This is a genomic window from Janthinobacterium sp. GW821-FHT03C08 (assembly GCF_059420905.1).
The window spans coordinates 331027-346302 of the sequence record NZ_JBWKUP010000006.1; the positions used below are offsets into that span (position 1 = coordinate 331027).

Annotated in this window: 12 protein-coding genes; 5 read left to right on the forward strand and 7 right to left on the reverse strand. The window is 67.2% G+C overall.

The window, feature by feature from the left end; translation table 11 throughout:
- The first annotated feature begins 120 nt into the window (after positions 1-120).
- From AC07VL_RS10875 to AC07VL_RS10895, 5 genes are all read left to right on the forward strand, one after another.
- Complete coding sequence (locus tag AC07VL_RS10875) at positions 121-2385, forward strand: alpha,alpha-trehalose-phosphate synthase (UDP-forming) (RefSeq protein WP_494805842.1); 2265 nt, start codon at positions 121-123, stop codon at positions 2383-2385.
- The gene (otsB, locus tag AC07VL_RS10880; protein ID WP_494805843.1) at positions 2385-3146 is read left to right on the forward strand and encodes a trehalose-phosphatase; all 762 of its coding nucleotides are present in this window, start codon (positions 2385-2387) and stop codon (positions 3144-3146) included. Before AC07VL_RS10875 ends, otsB begins: the two co-directional genes overlap by 1 nt.
- 3 nt (positions 3147-3149) lie before the next feature.
- A complete protein-coding gene (locus tag AC07VL_RS10885; RefSeq protein ID WP_494805844.1) occupies positions 3150-5003 on the forward strand; it encodes a glycoside hydrolase family 15 protein in 1854 nt (617 codons plus the stop codon).
- Positions 5004-5236: 233 nt separating this feature from the next.
- Positions 5237-6436 carry a hypothetical protein gene (locus AC07VL_RS10890; protein WP_494805845.1) on the forward strand — a complete coding sequence of 400 codons (1200 nt, stop codon included), beginning with the start codon at positions 5237-5239 and terminating at the stop codon, positions 6434-6436.
- Positions 6433-7467, forward strand: a complete 1035-nt coding sequence (locus AC07VL_RS10895) for a DUF4034 domain-containing protein (RefSeq protein WP_494805846.1) — start codon at positions 6433-6435, stop codon at positions 7465-7467. The genes AC07VL_RS10890 and AC07VL_RS10895 overlap by 4 nt, the downstream gene beginning before the upstream one ends.
- Positions 7468-7502: 35 nt before the next feature.
- Here the strand turns inward: AC07VL_RS10895 and AC07VL_RS10900 are convergent, their stop codons facing one another.
- From AC07VL_RS10900 to AC07VL_RS10930, 7 genes are all read right to left on the reverse strand, one after another.
- Positions 7503-9833, reverse strand: coding sequence for a TonB-dependent receptor (locus AC07VL_RS10900; protein WP_494805847.1), 2331 nt, complete (start codon positions 9831-9833; stop codon positions 7503-7505).
- Between the two features lie 334 nt (positions 9834-10167).
- Positions 10168-11415 carry a PepSY-associated TM helix domain-containing protein gene (locus tag AC07VL_RS10905; RefSeq protein ID WP_494805848.1) on the reverse strand — a complete coding sequence of 416 codons (1248 nt, stop codon included), beginning with the start codon at positions 11413-11415 and terminating at the stop codon, positions 10168-10170.
- An 84-nt stretch (positions 11416-11499) separates the two neighbouring features.
- Entirely contained in the window at positions 11500-12207 is a 708-nt protein-coding gene (locus tag AC07VL_RS10910) for a 4'-phosphopantetheinyl transferase family protein (protein WP_494805849.1), read from the reverse strand.
- Complete coding sequence (locus AC07VL_RS10915) at positions 12200-12814, reverse strand: HAD-IB family hydrolase (protein WP_494805850.1); 615 nt, start codon at positions 12812-12814, stop codon at positions 12200-12202. Before AC07VL_RS10915 ends, AC07VL_RS10910 begins: the two co-directional genes overlap by 8 nt.
- Positions 12811-13569, reverse strand: a complete 759-nt coding sequence (locus AC07VL_RS10920; RefSeq protein ID WP_290601694.1) for an SDR family NAD(P)-dependent oxidoreductase — start codon at positions 13567-13569, stop codon at positions 12811-12813. Before AC07VL_RS10920 ends, AC07VL_RS10915 begins: the two co-directional genes overlap by 4 nt.
- A complete protein-coding gene (locus tag AC07VL_RS10925) occupies positions 13566-14858 on the reverse strand; it encodes an FAD-binding oxidoreductase (RefSeq protein ID WP_494805851.1) in 1293 nt (430 codons plus the stop codon). Before AC07VL_RS10925 ends, AC07VL_RS10920 begins: the two co-directional genes overlap by 4 nt.
- On the reverse strand, positions 14855-15276 hold a 422-nt coding region (locus tag AC07VL_RS10930; RefSeq protein WP_494805852.1), incomplete at its 5' end, for a flippase-like domain-containing protein. The genes AC07VL_RS10925 and AC07VL_RS10930, both read right to left, overlap by 4 nt.

The window sequence follows — 15276 nt, forward strand, 5'->3', positions numbered from 1 at the left end:
AATGCCCGTTGACGTTTCAATACGGAAAGCAAACGGGCGCCGCCGCAATGGAAACATAGCCATACTTGCAATGGTTGTTCATGTCTGCAAAGGAAAACGATGCTAGTACGATCACTCCGCATGTCCTTGCGCTTCATCCTGCCGCTGGCCCTGGTGCTGGGATTGTTTGCGTATATTGTGGTACCCCTGCTCGATAATATTACCCTGCGCTGGTATGTGCGCGATCTCGACAGCCGGGCCGAATTGCTGGCCGGAACCCTGCGGCCCTCGCTCACCGAATACCTGCCCGCCCACGATGCCGCGCGCATCGAGGAACTGTTCCAGGGCGCCACGCGCGACGAACGCCTGATCGCCATCGGCTTTTGCGACAACGCGGGCCACCTGGTCTACCAATCCCTGGAATACCCCGCCTCGATCGGCTGCTGGAGCACGCCGCCCACGGGGGGGCTGTACAAGTCCCTCGCGCAATTGCCGCAAGGGCAGGTCCACATCAGCGAAACCCCCGTCATGCAGGATGCCTCGCAGCTGGGCCGCCTGGTGCTGGTGCAGGACATGAGCTTTGTCGAGCGCCGCAATACGGACACCAAGCGTTTCATCTTCGCCTTCCTGGCCGTGCTGGCCGTGCTCATTTCCCTGATGACCGTCTTCGTGGCCCACCTGAGCTGGCGCGGCTGGCTGTCCGCCGTGAAGGATATTTTACGGGGCGAGTTGTTGCCGAAAGGCAATGGCGCAGTGGCCGCCGCCGCACCCGCCGCCGCGCCCGCGCCGCCGCCGGAAATGGCGCCGCTGATCGGCGACCTGCGCGAACTGCTGCAGGAATACCACCTGGAACGCCAGGGCGACAACGGCTGGTCGTCCGACTGGACGCCGGACAAGCTGCGCGCCCTGCTCGAAGCGGACCTGGCGGGCGACCAGGTGCTCGTCGTATCCAACCGCGAACCGTATATCCATACCAAAACGGAAGCCGGGATCGCCGTGCAGCGCCCGGCCAGCGGCCTGGTGACGGCCGTGGAAGCCGTGATGCGGGCGTGCTCCGGCACGTGGATCGCGCATGGCGCCGGTTCCGCCGACCGCGAGACGGTGGATAAGCTCGACCACGTGCCCGTGCCGCCGGACAACCCCAGCTATACCTTGCGCCGCGTGTGGCTGACGCAAGAAGAGGAGCAGGGCTATTATTATGGCTTTGCCAACGAGGGCATGTGGCCGCTGTGCCATATCGCCCACGTGCGCCCCGTGTTCCGCTCGTCCGACTGGGACCAGTACGTGAAGGTGAACCAGCGCTTCGCCGATGCCGTGATCGCCGAGGCGAAGACGGACAATCCCGTCGTGCTGGTGCAGGATTACCACTTCGCCTTGCTGCCGCGCATGGTGCGCGCCGTCTTGCCGAAGGCGACCATTATTACTTTCTGGCATATCCCCTGGCCCAATTCCGAATCCTTCGGCATTTGCCCGTGGCGCGAGGAAATCCTCGATGGCTTGCTGGGCAGCACCATCCTCGGTTTCCATACGCCCTTCCACCGCAAGAATTTCCTCGAAACGGTGGACCGCTACCTGGAAACGCGCATCGAGCCGGAAGCGTCCGTCATTTCCTACGGCGGCGAGATGACGCAGGTCGAGGATTACCCGATTTCCATCGCCTGGCCGGACGAGAATCCGCAGCAGCCCGACGTGGCCGCGTGCCGCGCACAGATACGCAGCGAGCTGGGCGTGGCGCAAGACCACTTGCTGGGCATCGGCGTGGACCGCCTCGACTACACGAAAGGCATCGTCGAACGCTTCCAGGCCGTCGAGCGCATGCTGGAACAGCAGCCCGGCATGGTGGGCAGTTTTACCTTCGTGCAGATCGCCGCGCCCAGCCGCGCCGCCCTGGACGAATATCAAAGCTTCGATGCGCGGGTGCGCAAGATGGTCGAGCGCATCAACCGCCGCTTCGGCAGCGGCGACTACGTGCCCATCCTGCTGAAGGCCGAGCACCATGGCCAGGACGACTTGCAGCGCTATTTCCGCGCTTCCGAAGTGTGCATGGTGACGAGCTTGCATGACGGCATGAACCTGGTGGCCAAGGAATTCATCGCCGCGCGCGACGACGAACTGGGCGTGCTCGTGCTGTCGCAATTCACGGGCGCCGCGCGTGAGCTGCATGAAGCGCTGATCATCAATCCGTATCACATCGAGCAGGGTGCCGAGGCCCTGTACCGCGCCCTCGTGATGCCGCCCGTGGAACAGCGCGAGCGCATGAAGAGCATGCGTGCCCGAGTGAAACATTTCAATGTCTACCGCTGGGCCGGGCGCATGCTGCTGGACGCGGCCCGCTTGCGCCAGCGCGACAAGGTCATGACCAAGATCGACGCCCACAGCCGCATCAAGCGGCGCAAGGGGATCTGATGGACGACCTGACCGACGATAGCGGCGCCCTGCTGCAACTGCTGGGTGCGCCCGGGACGGCCGTCTTCCTTGATTTCGACGGCACCCTGGTCGACCTGGCGGCCACGCCCGACGGCGTGCGCCTGGAACCGGGCGTGGTGGAAGCGCTGGCGCTGCTGGCCGAGCGCCACGACGGCGCGCTGGCCCTCATTTCCGGCCGCCCCGTGGCGCAGATCGATGCCATGCTGGCCCCGCTGATCCTGCCCGTGGCCGGCGTGCATGGCGTGGAGCGGCGCGGCGCCGACGGCACCTTGTTCGTGGCGGCCACGCCCGACGTGTCGCCCGTGCTGGCGCGCGCGCAGGCGCTGGCGGAGCGCCACCCGGGCTTGCTGGTGGAACAGAAACGGGGCGCCGTGGCCCTGCATTACCGGCTGGCGCCGGAACTGGAACAATTGTGCCTGCAGGAAATGACGGCGGCCGTGCAAGCGTGCCCGGGCATTCTGCTGTTGCATGGCAAAATGGTCCTGGAAGCCAAGCCGGCCGCCACGGACAAGGGCGGCGCCATTGCCGCCTTCCTGCAGGAAAGCCCGTTCGCCGGTCGCCGGCCCGTGTTCGCGGGCGACGATACCACCGACGAGGCAGGCTTTGCCTTTGTACAACTTGCAGGCGGGCAGGGCGTGAAAGTGGGCAGCGGCCCCAGCGCCGCCGCCCTGCGCCTGGCCAGCCCGGGCGCCTTGCGCGCCGCCTTGCTGGCCGCCGCCGTATCCCCCTTGAAGGAGTAGCCCATGACGACATCGTATGACATCCCCAGCGGCGCCCATGCATCCGCCGCCACGACCGCTGCCACGGCGCCTCCCGCGCAAGCATCCCTGAACTGCGGCGTGGTGGGCAATTGCGCCTTCAACGCCCTGATCGACCAGGCGGGGCAGGTCGTCTGGTCCTGTTTGCCCCGTTTCGACGGCGATCCCGTCTTCAATACCTTGCTGGACGACACGCAAAACGGCAGCGTGTGGGCCATCGACATCGAGAATTTTGCCCGCAGCGAACAGTTCTACGAGCCGAACACGGCCGTGCTGCGCACGCGGCTGTACGACATGGACGGGCGTGGCGTGGAAATCACGGACTTCGCGCCCCGCTTTCTCAGCCGCGACCGCATGTTCCGCCCGCTGATGCTGATCCGCCGCGTGCGCCCGCTGGACCGCGCCGTGCGCATCCGCTTGCGCCTGCGCCCCCGCTACGACTGGGGCCGCCTGGCGCCGCAGGTCACGCAGGGCAGCCACCACATCCGCTACGTGGGGCCGGAACAGACTTTGCGCCTGAACACGGATGTATCGCTCAACTATGTGCTGAGCGAAACGTATTTCGTGCTGGGCAGCACGGCCAATTTCCTGCTGGGCCCCGATGAAACCCTGGCCGGCGGCATCGACGAGACGGCGCGCATCTTCGAAAAGGAAACCATCAATTACTGGCGCACCTACACGCGGCGCCTGGCCGTGCCGCTGGAGTGGCAGGACGTCGTCATCCGCGCCGCCATCACCTTGAAACTGTCTTTATATGAAGACACGGGCGCCATCATCGCCGCCATGACCACCAGCATCCCCGAAGCGCCCGGCAGCAGCCGCAACTGGGATTACCGCTATTGCTGGCTGCGCGACGCCTTCTTCGTCGTGCGCGCGCTCAACAGCCTGTCGGAAGTGGGCACGATGGAAGAGTATTTGCGCTGGCTGACGAATATCGTCGCCCGCTCGAAAGGCGGCCACATCCAGCCCCTGTACGGCATCGGCCTGGAAGAGCAGCTGCCCGAATCGATCCTCGACCACTTGCCCGGCTACCGGGGCAACGGCCCCGTGCGCGTGGGCAACCAGGCGCAGGAACACTTCCAGCACGATGTCTACGGCAACATCGTGCTGGGCGCGGCGCAGGCCTTCCTCGACCACCGCCTGTTCCACCGGGCGGGAAAAGCCGAGTTTGCCGCGCTGGAAGCCGTGGGCGACCAGGCCTTCCGCCTGCATGCGGAACCGGACGCGGGCATGTGGGAGCTGCGCACGCGGGCGCGCGTCCACACCTCGTCCATGCTGATGAGCTGGGCCGCCTGCGACCGCCTGGCGAAAGTCGCCCATAAACTGGGCTTGGCGGACCGGGCCGACCATTGGAACGGCCGCGCCGTGCTGATCCGCGAGCGCCTGCTGCGCGAAGCGTGGAGCGAGGAACGCCAGGCCTTCGCGGAAAGCCTGGGCGGGCGCGACCTGGACGCGTCCGTGCTGCTGATGGCGGAAGTCAACTTCATCGACCCCATGGACCCCCGCTTCATCGCCACCGTCGACGCGCTGGAAGCGTCCCTGTGCGACGGCCCCTACATGCGCCGCTATGAGGCGCCCGACGACTTCGGCAAGCCGGAAACGGCCTTCAACATCTGCACCTTCTGGCGCATCGACGCCCTGGCGCGCATCGGCAGGAAGGACGAGGCGCGCAAGATCTTCGAGACCATGTTGCTGGCGCGTAATCACCTGGGCCTGCTGTCGGAAGACACGCACCCCGTGACGGGCGAAATGTGGGGCAATTTCCCGCAGACATATTCGATGGTGGGCCTCATCAACTGCGCCGTGCGGCTGTCGGCGCCATGGGATAGCGCCGTGTAGCGGGCGCGCCCGCCAGGCCGGGAGGGGCGGTGATCAGGAGTCTGTTGCTGGAAGCATGACTATTTGATCGATAGCGGGAAAGTGTGAGAATGTGTGTATTTTCAACATTGACAAGATGGTATTGTATTTCTCGCACGCAATTTTGGACCGCCGCCCGATGGCGGCGGCGATCAAACATATGCTTTCCCGCGAAGAGACCTTTTTTGATGCCCCATCTCCCGTCGTCACCCCGCTTGCGCCATGCCCTGGTATTGGGACTGGCATTGTGTTGTACCACCCTGGAGGCCGCGCCCGCCAAGACACCCGTCAAGGGCAAGGCGGCTGGGGCGGCTGCCAAAAGCCAGGGGCAGGATGCGGAGCTCCTCAAATGGCTGCACCACTGGGTTGAACTCACCTTCGCGCTGGACGAGGATCTGCCCCTCGACCCGGCGCTGCGCGCGGGCGCCATTGCCCTGCGGGAAACGCACCTGAAGCAGGTTCGCCCCTTGCTGGCGGCCTGGATGGCGGATGAGCGCGTCCAGCAACGCGCTGCCGGCGAGGCAGGAACTGCCGCAGACCTGTATTTCCCGTTGATGTCACGCTTGTTCAATGAATTGGCATTATGGCAACTCGATACGGGCGATGCTGCGTATGAAGCAGCAATGCTGGCGGTGCTCAAGACGGCGCCCAGGGTATGCGTGACGGATGGCGCGTGGCGCTTTGGCGATTTTGCCAGAAGAATCACGCGCATCCAGGCCATGCCCGTGGCGCAGCGCGAGGCCGCGCTGGCAAACGAAGGCCAGATGCTGGCGCGCTGGGGACAAGCGCGGCCTGCCCAGTTGCCCATGCCGCTACCGCTGCCGCAGGAAGCCATTGCCTCGGTAATCAGCCGCTGGCAGGCCGGCGGCCCCCGGCCTGCGCTGGCGCTCACCCCGGCCCTGGCCGACAGCGTGCTGTCGAAGCGGCTCGCCTACGATAAGCTGCACAAGGATGAACAGTGCGCCCTGCAGCAATGGTGGCTGCAGCTGAGCTTGTTGCAAGACGTCGCGCCTGCCCAGGCCCTGCGTGCCTATCGCTATGGCACCTTGAGCGTCGCGGCCGACCGTTATGATGATTTCCGTTCCATGAAGTCCGCTGGGGACAGTCCTTCCGCCAGGCCCTATCCGCCGCTGGCCAGGCGCTTCGAGGTGACGGGCACCACTACCGTGCGCGTGCGCCTCGATGGCGCCGGGCTGGCGCAGGAGGCCAGTATCATCGGGCGCAAGATCGCGGTGCCGGGCATCCGTGATGCACAGCCTATTGCTTTTGAGCAAGTTTTTGATGCCGCCGCGCTGGCCTATGCCATGACGGGACAAAGCTATGCACCGTCGAAGACGGGCTATGCCAGCTTTCAAATGGTATGGAGCCTGGACGGCATGGACGATGCAGCCGATGGCGAGGAGGGAACACCATGATCATGCAGACTCGACGCGGGCGCACGGCGGGCCGGCCCTTCCTGGCCTTGGCTGCCGTGCTCATTGCCATGGCTGGCATCGCCGCGCAGGCGAAGGCGGAAGCGGCGGCGCCCATCGCGACGAAAGCCTCGGAAGACTTCTGGATAGGCGACTTTGCCGCGCTGGAAAGGAAAAATGCGCAACTCAGGGACAGTGGCGGCTACACGCCGGAAGGCCAGGCGAAGCTCGACCTGTTTCGCGAGGAGTTGACCAGCGTCTTCGATCACGATGCGCGGCCACGCGAACCGTATCTGCGGGAACTGGACGCGCTGACCTTGCAATGGACGACGCAGTATCCGCAATCGGCGCTGGCCCATATCCTGCACGCCAGGTCACTGTTTGCGCACGGCTGGTCGTACCGTGGCAACGGAATGGCGGACCAGGTACCACCCCAGGCATGGAAAGACTTTGAAAGCTATCTGCGCAGTGCGGTGAAGTACCTGAATGACCACGGCGAAGTCGCCTTGAGCGACAGTTATGCCCATGTGACTTTGCTCGATATCGGCAGGGGCCTGGGCTTCAGTCAAAAGCAGAGGGATGTCATCGTGCAGGACGGCTTGCAGCGCAACCCCCGGGACCTGAACCTGTATGCCGTGGCCAGCATGGCGCTGCTGCCCAAGTGGGGCGGCGACAGTGGCAAGCTGGACAAATATATCAGGCAGGCTACCGCGCAGACACGGGCGGAACACGGCGCAGGGCTGTACGCCAGCTTGTACTGGGCGGCGGCGGTACACCAGTATGGCCATGCCCTGTTCGACAGCAGCCTGGCCGATTGGCCGACGATGAAGCAGGGATATGAAGATATCCTGGCGCGCTCCCCGGACAGCGTCAGCCAGCGCAACCGCTATGCCTATTTTGCCTGCCTGGCCAAGGACAAGATGACCTTGCTGGAGCAGTTCGAAAAAATCGGCACCAGGCTGGACACCGCCGAATGGGGACCAAATGGCGAACGCAGCCTGGAAAGGTGCCAGCGCCTGGCCAGCGAGGCCTGAGCGGCAGGCGCCGCGGCAAAGGTCCCCCCGGCGCCTTACAGCCTGCCCGTCAAGCCCAGCTGGAATGCCCGCCCCGGCAAGGGCGCGATGTATTTCAATGGGGAATTGTGTGGCCGCGCCTCGTCATCGAGCAGGTTGGAGGCGCTGAGGAAGACTTCCATTTCCGCCATGGGCGCATGGGGCAGCTGGAACGCGCGGCTCACCTGGAAGTTCACCATGGTGTAGCCATCGAGCGGCACTTCCTCGCTGACGCTCTTGCCCAGGTATTTCTGCGCGGCGTAGCGGGTGCCGGACAGGCGGCTCTTCCAGCCCTGGCGTTCCCACTGCACATGGGCGCCATAGCGGCTGGTGGGCATGTTGGGCAGGTAGGCGCCGTCGTTGTGCGCGCGCAGCGCGTCCGGATGGTCCGCCTTGTTCCTGACCAGGTCGGCAAATGCGGAGAGATCCAGCTTGCCGTAGCCGCCGAGCCGGATGGCCTGCGAGGCGTCCACTTCGAATCCCTTCACCGTCGTATCCGTCTGTTTCCAGTACTTCAGGGGCAGGCGGTTGGCCGTCTGCAGTCCCGAGTGGCCCAGGTACAGATAGTTTGCGTACTTCATGGCGTAGCCTGTGGCCGACAGCTTGAAGCCGCCATGGCCGAACAGGGCCGTCAGTTCGGTCGTCCTGGCGCGCTCGGCCTGCAAGTCCTGGTTGCCTTCTTCCTGGGTCATGATGGAATAGTGCCGGTTGCTCGCATACAGCTCATTGATTTCCGGCGCCCTCGCCGATGAGGCGTAGCGCAGCTTCACGCCGAATAGCCGGCCCAGCGGGGCCGAGGCGCCCACGCTGTAGCTGTTCAGGCTGAACGCCCGGTCCTCGAGCTTTGAATTGGCAGCATTGCGCGCCGTCTTGAAGCCGCTCTCGTGGATCGCATGCCGCACGCGCTCATGGCGCACGCCCGCATCGAAGGAAGCCCAGTCGAGGTCGAGGTTTTGCTTCACGAACAGCGCGCTGCTGCGGGTGCTGACGTCGGGCAGGTAGCGCTGCGGTCCCGTGCCGCTGACATCCCTCGTCTGGTAGCCTAAGCCCAGCAAGCCGCTCCACGGCCCCGCGCGCCGCTGCGCCAGCAGCAGTTCGGCCTGATTCGTGTCGAACTGGTAATCGTTCGCCGAGGCGGCGCCGAGGCGTTCCCCCGATGCATTGTTCAGGCGGGAAGCACGCAGCTGCACGCTTTCCAGGTAGGGGAGGGGATCGCGCAGCAGGGTTTCTAGCGCATATTTATCCTGCTTGATCACGACGCCGACGGGCTGCCCCTCGGCGTAATTGGCGCCGAAGGACTGGTTCTCCATGGAAAAACCGGGCACGCCATATTCGCTGTCCTTGGTATCGAGGCTGAAGGCCACGTAACCCCGCTCGAAGAAATAGGTGGTGCCGACGGCAAAGTGGGCATTGCTGGCGTGGCTGTTGCCCAGCGTGCCGTGGTAGTCGGGCGTCACGTCCTTGTTGATCTTGTTCTGCGTCATCGCTGGCGTGCCCGGCACGTAGGCGGGATTGGCGGGATTGACGTAGGTCTTGCGCTGCCAGACGGAGGTTGGATTGTTGGTAAAGAAGGAAAAATCACCGTCCGCCCAGTCCGGATTTTCCGTCATGAACTGGTCGATAAAGGGCTGCGAGGCCTTGTTGTACACCTGCTGGATGCGCGCTTCTTTCTGGCAACTGTCGGCCAGGAAGGTATTCACGCCGCCGTTGGCCGGGAACAGCTGGCTGTTGCACGCGCCGGCCTTGCTGTTGCCGGGAATGTCGTAGTGGCCGATTGTCTGGAAGGACAGCTGCACATTGGTCGAGAAGTGCTGCCCGTCGTTGAAGTTGGCGCGCAAGCCCTGGGCATCGGCATCGTTGATGCCCTTGCGCAAGACGAGTTCCACGTCTTGCCGCTTGCTTTCCATCTTCCTGGAAACGAGGCCGGAATCGACGTCGACGCTGCCGCCGATGGCATTGCCGCCGTAGCGCACGCTGTCGGACGATTTGTTGACCGTCACCTTGCGCGCAAACAGGGGATCGAAGGGGATGTTGATATCGCCGCTGAGCGCATTCATGCCGAGGATGGACTGGCCATCTTCGAGGATCTGCACGCGGCTGCCGCCCAGGCTGCGGATCACGGGCGCGCCCGCATTCGGCCCGAAGGCGCTGCTTTGCACGCCGGACACCTGTTCGAGCATGCCGCCCAGCGTCCTGTTCCGGGCCTGGTCATTCTCGACGACGGCGACGCTGTCGATGTTTGAAGGCCGGTCTGCGCGGACCTCGATGGCCTGCAAAGTGACGTCGTCCGCCCCGTAGGCGAGCGGGGCGGTGGACAGCATGGCGGCTGCGAATACGTGTTGGCGCATAGGTCTTTCCAGGAAGGGTGAAGCGGCGGCGCCGGCTGGGGCCGCGGCAAGATGGTCTAAATGCAATCGAGTTGCGATAATAGCGGGCGTGCCACGCTATTGCAAGTAAACTGCATTTGAATTATTGCGCTGGCGCAGGGCGCGCAGTTACCCGGCAGGCGCGTGGACAGCACCCAGCGCGGACAGCCGGCAGGTGCCGGCGGTCGTGGTGCGCGGGGGAAGGTGCAAATGGGGAAGGTGGGGAGGGTGCAGGGGAATGCCGTCACGCCTTGCGCGTGAGCATGCCGGTGGCCAGGCGGGGCGGCGGCGCGTGCTGGCGCCAGTCAGGTGCGCGTCACGCCTTTGTCGCCTGCAGCCGGCGCGCGCGGCGCTTTCGCTCCCAGATGACGATGCCGGTGACGGACAGCATGGCCACCATCAGGCCCATGCAGGACATTAGAATGCGTCCCGGCAGCCCCAGGATGCGGCCCGAGTGCAGGGGGAATTGCAGCTGCACGAAGACGTCGGCGGCCGTGCCTTGCCACGGCTTGTGCTGGCCGATGATGCTGCCGTCCATGCCGTCGACGTAGAGGTTCGACAGGCCCATGCCGGCCGCGCCGAATTCGTCGGCCGGGTCAAAGAACGAGACGTTGTAGAACGAATAATTGCCGCCATAGTAAATGCCGCCCATGGGCGCGGTGATGCCCCGCTGCGCGGCGGCCTGCCTGGCGATGCCGGCCGCCTGCTCGAAACCGATGGCGGGCGCGATATACGTGCCGTAGGGCGCCGGCGTCTGCGTCTCGTACGGCCCCGGCGTGGTGGTGGAGACGAGCGACATGAGGGGATAGAAGACTTCGCGGTACAGGTTCAGCGAGAACGAGGTGAAGGCCACGACGAGGATGATGGCCCACACCCACAGGCCGCCCGCGCGGTGCAGGTCGAAATTGAGCTTGTAGCCGCCGGCCGCCCAGCGCACCGTCCACGACGGCTTCCACCGCTGCCACCAGCCGGCGGCGTCGCGGTGGCGCGGTGCCTCGTCCGGAGCGCGTTGGCGCAAACGGCGCGGCGTGGTCAGGTAGAAGGCCACCATGCTGTCGAGCAGCCAGACGAGGGCGACACTCCCCATCAGCCAGTAGCCCCAGCGGTCCGTGCCCCAGAAGGCGGGCACGTGCAGGCTGTAGTGCAGGTGGCGCAGGAAGGGCATCAGGCTGCGGCGCGACAGGGAAATGGCGGCCGAATCGCGCGTGCCCGTGATCTGCGCCGTGACGGGGTCGATGTAGACGGTGTCATAGCCCAGCGCGAAGGGCTTGCCCGTGGCCGGATCGGCCAGGGGGCGCACCATGAAGGCGGCCGCATGGCCTGCTTCCAGGCCCAGGGTCATGTAATTGACTTGCGCGCGCGGATCGGCCTGCGCCACGGTGTGCGCCAGCGCAAAGGGCGACAGCACGGGGCCGCGGCCCGGCGTGTCCATGATGTCGGCATTGAGCCACTCGTCCAGTTCGTGGTCCCACGAGGTGACGGCGCCCGTCAGCCCCGCGACGATGAGGAAGAGGGCGATGGTGAGGCCGGCCCAGCGGTGTATGACAGTCCAGAAAGCGCGCATGCGTAAGACAACCCTGCAAAACTTGTTGAGAAATCCGCATGGCCATAAATGCGAAGCATTCTCATTATCGAGCGTGACGGGCGTTTACGCAAGCGCTTGTCCAGGCGGCAACGGTGCGGCGGGCCAGGCCTGGAAGCGCAGCCACACGGGCCTGGCGCCCCGTCCTGCCACGCACAGGCTGGCCGCGTAGCCGTCGGCCGGATACAGCGGGTAGACCCAGGCGCCGCAGCGGGGATCGCGCGCATCGCTGACGGGCGCCGGGCCGGGCGAGGCGCCGAACGTCAGCCGCGCGGGGTCCGTGTGCAAGCCCGTGCCCAGCAGCTTGCAATACGCTTCCTTGTGCGTCCACAGCTGCAGGAAGCGGGATTGCGCCTGCGCCGGCGGCAGGGCAGCCAGGGCCGCGCGTTCCTCGGGATGGCAGACCAGCGGTGCCAGCGCCGCGGCGTCGAAGCCGTCGCGCCGCTGTTCCAGGTCGATGCCCACGGCCACCTCGGAGACGGCCACCAGCGCCAGGGTGCCGCTGTGGCTGAGGTTGAAATGCAGCCCGCCATGCGCCAGCACGGGCTTGCCCAGCGGCCCTTCGGCCAGCGCCAGCGCGGCCGGCGCCTGTCCCGTCTGCCGCGCCAGGATGTGGCGCAGGGCGGCGCGGCCGCGCCGGTAGCCGCGCTGCAGGGCCTCGCCCCGGTAGCGGGCCGCGCGCGCCTGTTCCTGCGCGCTCAGGCAGGACGCCAGGGCATCGAGGGCGGGGTCGGCCAGGTCGACCAGCCACAGGAAGACGGCCGGTTCACGCATGCGGGCCTCGCGCCTGGGCGACGAAGCACCCGCCGCGCCATAAAAAGGCATGGCGCGCCAGGGCCAGCATGGGCAGGTCGGCGCGGCTGTCGCCGTATGCGTAGGCGATGGCGTGCGGTGAGCGGGCCAGCCAGCGGGCGATGCGGCGCACCTTTTCCTGGCCATGGCAGTTGGCGCCCGCCAGCGGCGAGGCGATGCAGGCGCGGAAGCCGTGGCGCCGCGCCCACGGCTGCAGGTACAGCGCGAGCGAGGCGCTGACGAGCACGCAGGCGTGGCCCTGCGCCTGGTGCCAGCGCAGGCGCGCCATGCCTTGCGGGCGCAGCAGGGCGTCCAGCGGCGCGCCCGCATACGCGTCGGCCAGCCGCGCCAGCGCGCCGGCATCGATGCCGCCCAGGCAGCGCGCCAGCAGGCGCCGCTTGGCCACGTCGTTGCGCAGCAGGCCGCAGGCATACGCCAGCAGCACGGGCGACAGGCGCAGCAGGCTGGCCGCCAGGCGCGGCGTGCCGCAGGCATGGCGCAGGAAGGGCAGCAGCGAGTCGCGCCGGCTCAGGGTGCCGTCGAAATCGAACAGGGCGGCCGGCGGCAGGCCGTTTGCTGCGGCGCTCACAGGCGCGTGCGGTGGAAAACCGCGTCGGGGGTCAGGCGGATGGCCAGCATGATGTAGCGCCAGAAGCCGGGCAGGTAGGCCTGCGCCTGGCCGCGCCGCATGGCCTTCACGATGCCGGCCGCCACCGTGTCGGCGCTGGCCCACAGGGGGCCGCCCTTGTCCAGGCCCGCCGTCATGGGCGTGTCGACGAAGCCGGGCTTGATGGTCAGCACGGCCACGCCATGCGGCGCGAGGCGGTGGCGCAGTCCCTGCAGGTAGATGGCCAGTGCGCCCTTGGCCGTGCCGTACATGTAATTGCTTTGCCGGCCACGGTCGCCCGCCACCGAGCCGATGGCCGCCAGCACGCCCTGGCCCCGCGGCTGCAGCAGGTTGGCCGCCAGCGCCAGGATGGCCATGGCGCTGCCGCCGTTCGTCGTCCATTGCGCCAGCATCAGCGGCACGGAGGCGGCGCATGCTTGCTGGTCGGGCAGGCAGCCGTGGGCCACCAGCACGGCGTCGATGCCGCCCAGCGCCGCGTCGGCGCGCGCCAGCAGTCCCGCGTGCAGGTCGTAGTCGTCGAGGTCGGCGCATTCGCCGCCGATGTAGGGACCCTCGGCGCCGGCGCGCACGCGCAAGTCCTGCAGCAGGGTGTCGAGCCTGGCGCCGTTGCGGGCGATGCAGTGGACGCTGGCGCCGGCGGCGACGAGGCGGCGCGCCGTGGCGTGCGCGATGGCGGAGGTGGCGCCGAAGATGACGGTGCGTTGCAATGATCTCATGGGTTGACTCTTCTCCAGAAGCTTGATGAAAATCGGGGGTCGATGAAGGCGCTGAACGCTTCCCAGGCGGGAAAGCCGGCGCGGAACAGGCTGGCGGGCATGCGCGCATCCTTGGCCGGGTACAGGGCGCCGCCCGCCTGGGCGACGATGGCGTCGAGGTCGGCGAACAGGCGCAGGCTGGCGGCGCCCCGGTTGGGAAAGTCCAGCGCCAGGGTGGCGCCGGGCCGCGCGAACGACAGCATGCCGGCCGGCGGCCGCGCGCCGAAGGTCTTCAGCACGGCCAGGAAAGACCCCTGGCCGCTGGCGGCGATGCGCGCGAGGATGGCGGCGATGCCGTCGCGGCAGGTGGACGGCGGCAGCACGCACTGGTACTGGTAAAAACCGCGCCGGCCGTAGATGCGGTTCCAGTCGCGCACGCCGTCGAGCGGATAGAAAAAGCCCCCATGGTGGCGCAGCGCCGGCGCCGCCGGCAGGGGGCGGTGGTAGTACAGGGCGTTGAAGGCGCGCAGGCTCAGGCAGTTCACCAGCGAAACGGGCGGCATGAAGGGCATGCGGCGGCGCGCGGCGCGGTGCGCGGGCAGGTCCGTCTGCGGCGGCGCATGGCAGGCGCTGCTGAAAATGCCGCGCGGCTGGCGTGCCAGGCAGTCGATCCACGCCACCGTATAGGGCGCGGCGCGCTCGGCCGCCGCATTGCGCTCCCAGAAGCTGTCCAGCCCCGCAAAGCGCCGTTCGGCCACCAGCATGAAGGGGTTGGGCACGGGCATGAGCTGCAGCTCGGCCCAGACGATGCAGCCCGTCAGGCCCAGCCCGCCCACGGTGGCGGCAAACCACTGCGGCAGCTGGTCCGGCCCGCACAGCAGGCGGCTGCCGTCCGAGCGCAGCAGCTCGAAGGCGCGCACGTGGTGGCCGAAGCTGCCCGCCGCATGGTGGTTCTTGCCATGCACGTCGTTGGCGATGGCGCCGCCCACCGTCACGTGGCGCGTGCCCGGCGTGACGGGCAGGAACCAGCCTTGCGGCAGGGCCAGCGCCACGACGTCGCCCAGCAGCACGCCCGCTTCGCAGCGCAGCACGCCGCTGGCGCGGTCGAAGGCGATGAAGCGGTCCAGGCCCCGCGTCAGGAGCACGGTGCCGCCGTCGTTCAGGCAGCTGTCGCCATAGCTGCGGCCATTGCCGTGCGCCAGCAGGCTGCCGTCAGGCGTGGGCAGGGCCGCGTCGCGCGCCTGCAGGGCCAGCTGGCGCGCATGCGCCGCCTGCGGCAGGCCGTTCCACGAACGCACGGGCGCGCTCATGTCGGCTGCACCCGGGCGGCGCGGCTGGTGGACAGGGCGGCTACGCCCAGGGCCACGGCAAACCACAGGGTCGTCAGGCGGATCAGGATGGTGGCGGCGACGGCCTGCGCCGGCGCCATACCCTGCCACAGCAGCAGGCTGACCATGGCCGCTTCCATGCCGCCCAGGCCGCCGGGCAGGAAGCTCAGGGCGCCGGCCAGCATGGCGCCGGCAAAGGCCAGGCAGGCGAAGGACAGGCTGGCGCCGGCGTCCAGCCACTGCAGCAGGCAGTAGAAGGCCAGCGCTTCCGCCGCCCAGGCCGCCAGCGCGAGGACGAAGGCGGCGGCCAGCAGCCGCGGCGCGTGGCAAGCCTGGGCCTGGCGCAGCAGCCGGGCCAGGTGGCCAGCCAGCGCGCGCCCGCGCCCGCCCGGGCGTGCCC

Bases quoted from the DNA above. Each gene is read 5' to 3' on its own strand.
- AC07VL_RS10875 (WP_494805842.1), top strand. From the start codon at position 121: ATGTCCTTGCGCTTCATCCTGCCGCTGGCCCTGGTGCTGGGATTGTTT.
- otsB (WP_494805843.1), top strand. From the start codon at position 2,385: ATGGACGACCTGACCGACGATAGCGGCGCCCTGCTGCAACTGCTGGGT.
- AC07VL_RS10885 (WP_494805844.1), top strand. From the start codon at position 3,150: ATGACGACATCGTATGACATCCCCAGCGGCGCCCATGCATCCGCCGCC.
- AC07VL_RS10895 (WP_494805846.1), top strand. From the start codon at position 6,433: ATGATCATGCAGACTCGACGCGGGCGCACGGCGGGCCGGCCCTTCCTG.
- AC07VL_RS10900 (WP_494805847.1), bottom strand. From the start codon at position 9,833: ATGCGCCAACACGTATTCGCAGCCGCCATGCTGTCCACCGCCCCGCTC.
- AC07VL_RS10905 (WP_494805848.1), bottom strand. From the start codon at position 11,415: ATGCGCGCTTTCTGGACTGTCATACACCGCTGGGCCGGCCTCACCATC.
- AC07VL_RS10910 (WP_494805849.1), bottom strand. From the start codon at position 12,207: ATGCGTGAACCGGCCGTCTTCCTGTGGCTGGTCGACCTGGCCGACCCC.
- AC07VL_RS10920 (WP_290601694.1), bottom strand. From the start codon at position 13,569: ATGAGATCATTGCAACGCACCGTCATCTTCGGCGCCACCTCCGCCATC.
- AC07VL_RS10925 (WP_494805851.1), bottom strand. From the start codon at position 14,858: ATGAGCGCGCCCGTGCGTTCGTGGAACGGCCTGCCGCAGGCGGCGCAT.